Here is an 8,443-nt window from a genome sequence, read left to right as displayed (position 1 = left end):
TCTGCTAACGCTGGCGGTAACTGGAATATTTTTTATTCTGTCCTTATCAGAAATTACTTTGAGGTAATTTGAAAAGTACGGAGTGAGGTAGGTACTCCTGGTGCTCCCCGGCACTCAGCGTTAATTACCCGGCGGATAGTATACTAAGTCGAGTGCCAGGGAACTATTACGGAAAGCAACTATGATTCCGCTCGCAGTCTACGCATGGGCAACACCTGCGGCTTATCTCGCGGCTCAATGGGGTACGCGCTAATCTCCCATCCATGGTCAGGTAGCGCTCTCGCGACGTCCTGTCGCTCGCCCCCTTTCGCCTGCTAGCCTTCGCCGGGTGTTGCATCCATGCTTCGCCAACGCTCGCTTTGTATATTTATGCAACCCTTATGCAACAAAAGGGGTTTTTGCAGCGGAGTCAACTATGCAATAACAATAATTATGTAAACCAATAAGTATTTAGAGAGGATTTTAGCCATGCAATTGGGTATAATTGGAATGCCTTCAGTCGGTAAAACTACCATATTTGAATTACTTACGGAGAGTCGGGATAAAGTCCATAATACGGGAAAGACCAATGTCGCTATGGCGCGGATACCCGATGAGAGAATTGATTATTTGTCCCAACTATATAAACCCAAAAAGACCAGCTATGCGCAATTGGAGATAGTAGATATACCTGGATTAATCCCAGGAGCGGAAAAAGCTGCGGTGCTCTTTTTGGATAGTGTACGTAAAGCTGATGCATTGCTACATGTGGTTCGGGTTTTTGAGGACAGTGGCATTCCCATGTTTAACAACGAAATTAATCCGGTAAAGGATATTGAAACCATTAATTATGAATTATTGCTGGCCGATCTGGATTTGATAGAAAAAAGGATGGAAAGGATAAATAACAATAAAAAGAAGAATCAGATGTTAAAGGAGCTTTCCTTGCTGGAACGGCTAAAAGAGGCAGTAGAGAATGAAGTCCCGATATCATCGCTGGAGTTCAATGATGAAGAAAAAGAAATTATGCAAAATTACCAATTCCTAACTACTAAACCCATAATGATTTGTCTCAATGTAGGGGAAGGGAACCTCAGCCATCCTGATTACCCGTTGCGCCGTGAGGTCTTGGATTTGGCCCAGCTTAAAAAATATCCTGTGGTTGAAATTTCCGCCAGTATTGAGCGGGAAATAGCTGACTTGGATGGTGAAGAAAGACATATATTCATGGAGGAAATTGGTATCGAGGAAGCTGGTATAATAAAAATTTCACGAAGCATGTACTACCTATTAGGATTGATATCCTTTTTTACGGTAGGTGAAGATGAGGTCAAGGCCTGGACTATCAGTCAGGGGGACAAGGCTAAAAAAGCCGCTGGTAAAATCCACTCTGATATAGAACGAGGCTTTATAAGGGCTGAGGTAGTAGAGTACCAGGACTTGAAGGAACTAGGGAATATGCAGATGGTAAAGGAAAAAGGACTCTTTCGTTTGGAAGGCAAGGAATATCTGGTAATGGATGGGGATATAGTACATTTCCGCTTCAATATATAAATGATGTTACTGCAAAAAGTTATAAATACGCATTAGCGTGCATAAATATACCGCACCAGCGTCCTTAATAGCGACCGCAGGGTGTGTAGGGAACGACCCCCGTGTCGTTCCGAATCAGGCGCAACAACTAGCGACCGCAGGGCATTGTAGGGGCGGTCTTCGACCGCCCGCTTTCACCTTCACCAACGCTCGTTTTGTATATTTATGCAACCCTTATGTAACAAAAGGGGTTTTTGCAGTAGAGTCATATTTAAATAAGAAAAGAAATCAGAATCTGGCCCACGGCCAGATTTTTTTGCGCTAATATTAATTCTTCGCAGCTTCTTTAGACACCTACCATTTTTATAAGTCATATTATGAAATAAAAAAACATATAAAGGAGTCCCATAATGCGCAAAAATGAAAATTATATATGCACGGTAGGCGTATTAAGCGGTAACCAGAAGCCACACCGGAATTGTCCCCAGGGCAAGAAAGCCCGAATCATGAAAGAAATGATAATTTACGCGGAAAAAAGGCAGGTGCTGGTTTATTTTTTTTATAGTCTTGATGTTGATTGGCGACATCAGCTGATAAAAGGCCTTAGGTGGAAAGGAAATAAATGGGTAAGCGAATTTTATGCTTTCCCGGATATAGTTTATAACCGAATCCCATCACGAACTTTGGAGAATAGAAAAGTGGCGCAATACTTATTGCAGAAGTTCAATGAAGATGAAAACCTATATGTATTTAACAGTCGTTACTTGGATAAATGGGAAGTATACCAGACTTTGAGCAATCACCCACTTGGTGATGAATTGCTTCCAGAGACACGCTTGTTCACTTATTCCAATCTGGAAGAACTAATGAGCCGCTATTCTGAAGTATATCTTAAGCCCATCAATAGCAGTCGCGGTAAAGGTATAATTAAAATTAAAACTACTGGTGCCAACACTTATGCTTATGCCCATGCCGAGTTTCCCCGCACCAATTGGAATCGCTGTTTTTCATTCAAAGCTTTGTGCGAAGCCTTAAACAGCTTGATAGCAGGTAAAAATGACTACCTGGTACAGAAAGGGATAGAATTGGCCCGCTTCCAGGATAGGATATTTGATCTTCGTACTCAGGTGCAAAAAGATGGTGAAGGAAAATGGCTTATGACTGGTGTAGGGGTTAGGGTAGCCGGCAGGAACCGTATCGTAACTCATATTCCCAATGGAGGATTCCTGGCAGCTTATGATGAGGTCATGTTAGAGAACTTTGGTCCTTCCAAAGAAATCAGGCAACAGCTTGATTGGCAATTGAAGAGAATTGCTAAACAAGTACCGGTAATTCTGGAGAAAGGCCTTTCTATAAACCTGGACATTTTATCAATAGACATTGGAGTGGATTCAAACGGGAAAATGTGGGTAATTGAAGCAAATTCCAAACCAGCCAGTTTTGATGAAAATGATATTAGACAGAGACACCTCAAATACCTCGTAGATTACTGCATTTTCATCGCTCAGAATAAGAAGTAGGGAATGGTAACTAATGAATCTTAGCATTATCTACCAGGAAAATGAAAGTGGAGAGGAATTCTGTCGCCGCCTCTTAAAGGAATGGAAAGAGAGCAGCTATGATTTGCTGGAGATTAGAGGTATAAAACACCGGGTAGTGGATATAAAAGATAGGGATAGTAAAGCCAGAAGGCTACTCAATCCCCCCAGGGCTATTGAAAATTGCCTGGATCCGGATATCTTCTGCGGTCTAATGCTTTTAAACCGCATTCCTTGTGGAAGTGCAGAAGATGAGGAGAACAAGATTCGAAGCTATAATGTGCTGGTTTCGGATCTGAAAATATTAGCCATCCAGATTAAAACGCCGGGCCGAGGAAAAGAAAAGGTTAAGTATATCAAGGAAATAGAAAACAAAAAGGTAGCAGAATGGGCTAGACGGGTTATGCATCTGCTGGGACTGGATTTTGGTTTGGTAAAAATAAATTTAAATTCGCGAAGAAAACTCAAGGTAATGCGGGTAGATCCTTCCCCGTCTCTTCGCGAAAAAGAGCTGGCAGCAGTGCTTAAAAGAATAAAAGAAATATATCAAATGGAAAAAATCATGCTTAACTCCGAGGTAAAGCTCGGCGCTGATCCTGAATTTATGATGTTGAATAGCAGAACCGGCAAAATGCTTTCTGCTTCAGAATTCTTTCCACGGGAAGGGGTAGTAGGTTGTGACAATATTCGCATCCCCAACCGACAGCAAAGGCCAGTGGCCGAGCTGCGCCCTAAACCGGAAATCTCTCCCCTTGATTTAGTAGATAATATAAAGCAAGCATTAAACACAGCCAGCCGAATGGCTCCCTACCGAAATGTAAAATGGTTGGCAGGTAGCCAACCGGTTGGGGGTTATTCCATTGGTGGCCACATTCATTTTAGCAATATTCAGGTAAACGCTGCATTGCTCCGGGCTCTGGATAATTACTTAGGATTGCTGATATTTCTTATTGAAGATGCTGGTCCGGCGGTCAAGCGAAGAAAGAAATACGGTTATCTAGGCGACTATCGACTTAAAGACTATGGCGGTTTCGAGTATCGTACACCAGCAAGCTGGTTGGTATCACGGGAAGTATGCGCGGCAGTATTGTGCCTGGCCAAGGTAGTCAGCAGCCGTTATCATCTTCTAAGTAAACATTATCTTAATACGCTGGAATCCCAGGCAGCTTTCTACGAAGGCAACCAGGCCTTTTTTCGCGAAAATTTTCAAGAAATATGGAGTGAACTAAAAAGGACGGATATTTTTCCCTTATATGCCCAGGAGTTGGAGATATTTCGCGAGTTGATAGAGAATGAAGTTCAATGGGATGAAAAAGCTGATTTTCGTAAAGCATGGAAAATATACACCGGAGCTAAACCGGCTTCCACGGCTAAAAGGGAGGGGAAAACAACCCGTACAAATCAGGGCGGCAGTATAATGGCGAGCAGTTCAACGCCCTTAAGCAGTAATGTTAGCCGCCGGGCTCGTAGCCAGCATAATGTTAGAATATCGAGCTCCGGTGTAACCCGCAGCAGAAGCCAGGTAACACCGGAGCGCAGTGGAAGCAATCTCAGAACGGGGAGCAGTAACCAGAGCACGGGAAGGATTATTTCTCCCCAGCAGATTAGGATATCCCGGGTTATCAGATGATATTATTTCATACCCAGGCTGCCCAGAAGCATATTAGCGGCTCTGAGCTGGTAGTTTATCCTGGTTGATAGGCTATCACGGCTGCAGGTTTCGAATATGAAACTCTTTACTCCCAGGTATTGCCCCGCAGCCCGGCTCAAGCTGCCCTTGGTCGGGTAGCGCAAGAGACTGAACTTCCTGTAAGAAGTGTTAATTCCCGAATTCATATTATTTACAACTTTTGAAGCTACCTCGCGGGTAGAGCTGGAAGGATAGTAAATCAGGCTCTGGCCTACTGAACTGCTGGATTTCAAGCGAGAGTAATTATATCCCTCATGCATGTCCATCAACCAGTCAACATTATATTTTTTTAAAGCATAGTATATTTCTCTTGAAAGCCTGGTGTCAGCAGAACCATTTCTGCTGGTAGGAAAACAACGATTTAAATCCTTTTGCCCGCTAACATAGCGAACCCCCTGGTTTACCGCCCTGGTATTAGCTTCCGGCAAAACCAGCAAAGTACCGCGGGAAATTTGGTAGTCCCTTAGTATTCTACCGGCCCGGTAACCAGCAGTCTCATTGCCATGAACCCCGCCAACTATCATGACTACTGGACCAGACTTACCGCTGCGAATTATGTAGAGGTCAGTGGCATCGCGGGTTCCGGTAGCCAGTTGCTTTTTTACCACTGAAGCTCCTGCTGGAGCTGTATCTGTAGCTAAAGGCTTTTTCGCAATAATGGGTGGGTTATTTTTGTTAGCAGAATATGTATTAGTAATTCGAGACCAATATGTATTCATGCTCGGAAGGGACAGGGAAGGGGACAGGGCTGCTAGTTGCTTGCCGGGGGGAGGGTTGGCAGAGATGATCTTTCCGCTGTTGCTGTTTCCCCAGATTTGAAACAGAGCCAATACTGCCAGAATCAGAGTGACGGAGCAAAAAAGTAGGTGATGTCTTACTTTCTTCAATTTTTATCATTCCTTTCCTAATAGATTTCTTTTTTGAAAAAAAGTAAGTATCACCAAAATTCCACAATTAATAACAAATATCCTGCTAGATAGTCGTGGTAAATTAAGGTAATATCTTTTAAGAAGTCATATCAATTTTTTGGATTTCATGTTTAAGTGCGATAATTTCCACATCTCCAGCATAATTATAAAAGGTTTCTTTAACGGCGTTGGTAATTAATTGCAGCTCAGGGTAGTCAGAACCAATCGCCGAAAAACCAATGGTGGAACGCTGCCATAAATCCTGGTGTTCCACCTCGCTAATTGACACATTGAAGCGTTTACGAATCCGGGCAATTATACTGTGAATCACCTTGCGCTTTTCTTTAAGAGAAGAGGAATGGGGAAAGAATAGTTGGGCATAACCATAAACAAGATACATTATGTGTACCTTCCTTTCCAAGTATTATAATTATTATAATCTGGTAATCATCCTTTATTTTTAGCCTTTTGAACAAATAGTGGCTGTGATTAGGAGACAATTGATAATGATAAAAATGAATGCTTGGCTATTCTTAAGCAGATAGACACTATCTTGAATCGCTGTAGAGCTCGGGAGATTATTTATCCCTTAAAAGAATGTCAAATACAATTCTAACTTTTTGCCTCAAGACTGTCCAGGCAGCTTATAAGCTGTGCTAAAATACTGATATAAAAAAAGCGAATGATTTACCAAGCAAAATCCAGGATTGGGTGGGGCGATAATTATGACAACTTCTATTATTTTTGATACGCTGATGGTTTTCCTAGCTGCTTTAGGGGGAGGATGGGTGGCGGAGCGCTTAAAACAGTCCCCAGTGCTGGGCTATATCCTGGGAGGAATACTGGTAGGCCCGTATGTCCTGGGCTTGGTTCATGACCTTAAATTGCTGCAGGACTTTTCTGAAATCGGAGTCATCTTACTTATGTTCACCGTGGGTATCGATTTTTCCCTATCCCGCATGGAAAAGGTAAAAAAAATTGCCCTGCTGGGGGGAGGATTGCAGATCAGCGGCGTGGTACTGTTGAGCACTGGGGCTTGCTATCTGGCAGGAATAAATCTTTACCAATCATTTTTCTTGGGTTGCGTTGCCGCCATAAGCAGCACCATGATCGTATTGCGGATACTGGGGGAACAGGGAGAGAGCAACTCTCTTCATGGCCAAATAATGCTGGGAATTCTAATTGTTCAGGATTTGGCCGTAATACTGATGGTTTCTCTGCTGCCGGAACTTCACCAGGCCTCCCTGGCCAGCATTCCCCAGCTCACTTTTTCCTTATTCAAATCATTCCTATTCATTCTTTTTATAATTTACCTGGCGCAAAAAGTATCACCGGTAGTTTTTCGGCAGGCCGCCAAAGGCAGCAATAACGATGTATTTCTGATTCTTGCCCTTACGATGGGATTGGGAATAGCCTTATTATCCCATGCCCTGGGCCTATCAGTGGCCCTGGGTGCTTTCCTGGCCGGATTGGTAATCAGTGAGTCGGAGTACACCCATGAAATACTGGGGAAAATCAATTCCCTGCGGGATGCCTTTGTAATCCTGTTTTTCGTAGCCGTAGGTATGCTGGTTGACCCTCTGGCCCTGCTTAATAATATACATCTCCTGCTTATTCTTTTGGCAGTGATAATACCGGGGAAACTCTTATTGCTTTTCCTGATTGTTAAATTCCTGGGCTACCATAGTCGTATAGCCTTCCTGGTGGGAATGGGCATGATGCAGACCGGAGAGTTTTCTTTTGTCATGGCTAAACTGGGCATGGACGAGCAGCTTATATCCTCCGAGATATACAATCTGATTCTGGCCAGTTCAATCATAAGCATCATCCTGACTCCCCTCTTTATTAAAATAGCTCCTGTCTGGTATCTTAAGCTCAGGGCAAATCGAATCTGGCAGAAGCTTTTTCCCGAAGCAGATCTGGAGGAAGGCGAGATTGATAGCTCTGAATTACAGGGACATGTAATTTTAGTAGGTTATGGCCGGGTAGGTAAAAATATCGGCCAGGGACTTCAGCAAATCGGCCTCAACTATATAGCTATTGATTACGACTACTTCTCTATCCGTAGCCTCAGCGAAGCAGGGATACCCTATATCTATGGAGATGCTGCGAACGAGGTCGTGCTGGCTCAGGCCCGTCCTGACCTGGCTCGATTAGCTATTGTTGCTCTTCCAGATATATTTAGTAATCGTCAAGCCACTTACAATCTTTTTAAACTCAATCCCAGCCTAATTATATTAGCCCGGGCTCATAACGAGTGGGAGAAAGAAATACTCTACCAACAGGGAGCAGCAGAAGTGATTCAGCCGGAAATGGAGGCCGGGTTGCAATTGATGAGGTATCTGATCCTCCATCTTAACCTTCCCCTGGAGGAAGTGGATAAATACCTGGAAACCTTATATCTCAAAGATCATGAAGCGATTATACACAAGAAAGATATACTGGCGAAACGAGAGAAGAACCTCAAGGTAAGGGAGTTTTCTGTTGCTTCCAGCTCGCCTTTTGCGGGTAAGAAACTGATGGATTCACAGATACGGGAAAAAACTGGTTGCAATGTCGTAACTATTAAAAAATCCGGAGGGGAGCTTCTCTTAAATCCCTCCAGCAAAGAGACTCTGGAAAGGGGCGATTTGGTGGTAGTGATGGGAGATTCCCGGCAAATACTGAAATTTGCCCAGTTAAACGGAGGCGAATTACAGCACGGCTAAGGGACTTTAGTTTTTTAGGCCTTCGCATCCGTCCGCTTGAACCATGAGATATTACTGGATGAGTCACAACTGACCGCTGATGCTTAC

Annotated in this window: 6 protein-coding genes; 4 read left to right on the top strand and 2 right to left on the bottom strand. The window is 43.5% G+C overall.

Annotation, left to right across the window (positions count from 1 at the left end; genetic code table 11):
• Positions 1 to 468 precede the first annotated feature (468 nt).
• The 3 genes from ychF to PHP87_RS01315 all read left to right on the top strand — a co-directional run bounded on the left by ychF (position 469) and on the right by PHP87_RS01315 (position 4,680).
• Positions 469 to 1,533, top strand: a complete 1,065-nt coding sequence (gene ychF / locus PHP87_RS01325; protein WP_299917574.1) for a redox-regulated ATPase YchF — start codon at positions 469 to 471, stop codon at positions 1,531 to 1,533.
• 389 nt (positions 1,534 to 1,922) lie between these two features.
• Entirely contained in the window at positions 1,923 to 3,032 is a 1,110-nt protein-coding gene (locus PHP87_RS01320; protein ID WP_299917573.1) for a YheC/YheD family protein, read from the top strand.
• 13 nt (positions 3,033 to 3,045) lie between these two features.
• Entirely contained in the window at positions 3,046 to 4,680 is a 1,635-nt protein-coding gene (locus PHP87_RS01315) for a hypothetical protein (protein ID WP_299917570.1), read from the top strand.
• A gap of 2 nt (positions 4,681 to 4,682) precedes the next feature.
• Here PHP87_RS01315 and PHP87_RS01310 read toward each other — a convergent pair whose 3' ends face one another.
• Together PHP87_RS01310 and PHP87_RS01305 are read right to left on the bottom strand one after the other, a co-directional pair.
• Positions 4,683 to 5,348 (bottom strand): succinylglutamate desuccinylase/aspartoacylase family protein, encoded by a 666-nt coding sequence (locus PHP87_RS01310; protein ID WP_299917567.1) that lies wholly within the window; start codon positions 5,346 to 5,348, stop codon positions 4,683 to 4,685.
• 397 nt (positions 5,349 to 5,745) lie between these two features.
• Positions 5,746 to 6,048 carry a DUF503 domain-containing protein gene (locus tag PHP87_RS01305; RefSeq protein ID WP_299917565.1) on the bottom strand — a complete coding sequence of 101 codons (303 nt, stop codon included), beginning with the start codon at positions 6,046 to 6,048 and terminating at the stop codon, positions 5,746 to 5,748.
• 325 nt (positions 6,049 to 6,373) lie between these two features.
• Here PHP87_RS01305 and PHP87_RS01300 point away from each other — a divergent pair, with 325 nt between their 5' ends.
• Positions 6,374 to 8,356, top strand: coding sequence for a cation:proton antiporter (locus tag PHP87_RS01300; protein WP_299917562.1), 1,983 nt, complete (start codon positions 6,374 to 6,376; stop codon positions 8,354 to 8,356).
• The last annotated feature ends 87 nt before the right edge of the window (positions 8,357 to 8,443 follow it).

Source organism: Syntrophomonas sp. (assembly GCF_028707975.1).
Lineage (GTDB): Bacteria > Bacillota > Syntrophomonadia > Syntrophomonadales > Syntrophomonadaceae > Syntrophomonas.
Note: the sequence above shows the minus strand (reverse complement) of the source record. Positions and strands in the feature narration are given on the sequence as shown.

Excerpts from the sequence above, each read along its gene's own strand:
- ychF (WP_299917574.1), top strand. The coding sequence starts at position 469 with ATGCAATTGGGTATAATTGGAATGCCTTCAGTCGGTAAAACTACCATA.
- PHP87_RS01320 (WP_299917573.1), top strand. The coding sequence starts at position 1,923 with ATGCGCAAAAATGAAAATTATATATGCACGGTAGGCGTATTAAGCGGT.
- PHP87_RS01315 (WP_299917570.1), top strand. The coding sequence starts at position 3,046 with ATGAATCTTAGCATTATCTACCAGGAAAATGAAAGTGGAGAGGAATTC.
- PHP87_RS01305 (WP_299917565.1), bottom strand. The coding sequence starts at position 6,048 with ATGTATCTTGTTTATGGTTATGCCCAACTATTCTTTCCCCATTCCTCT.
- PHP87_RS01300 (WP_299917562.1), top strand. The coding sequence starts at position 6,374 with ATGACAACTTCTATTATTTTTGATACGCTGATGGTTTTCCTAGCTGCT.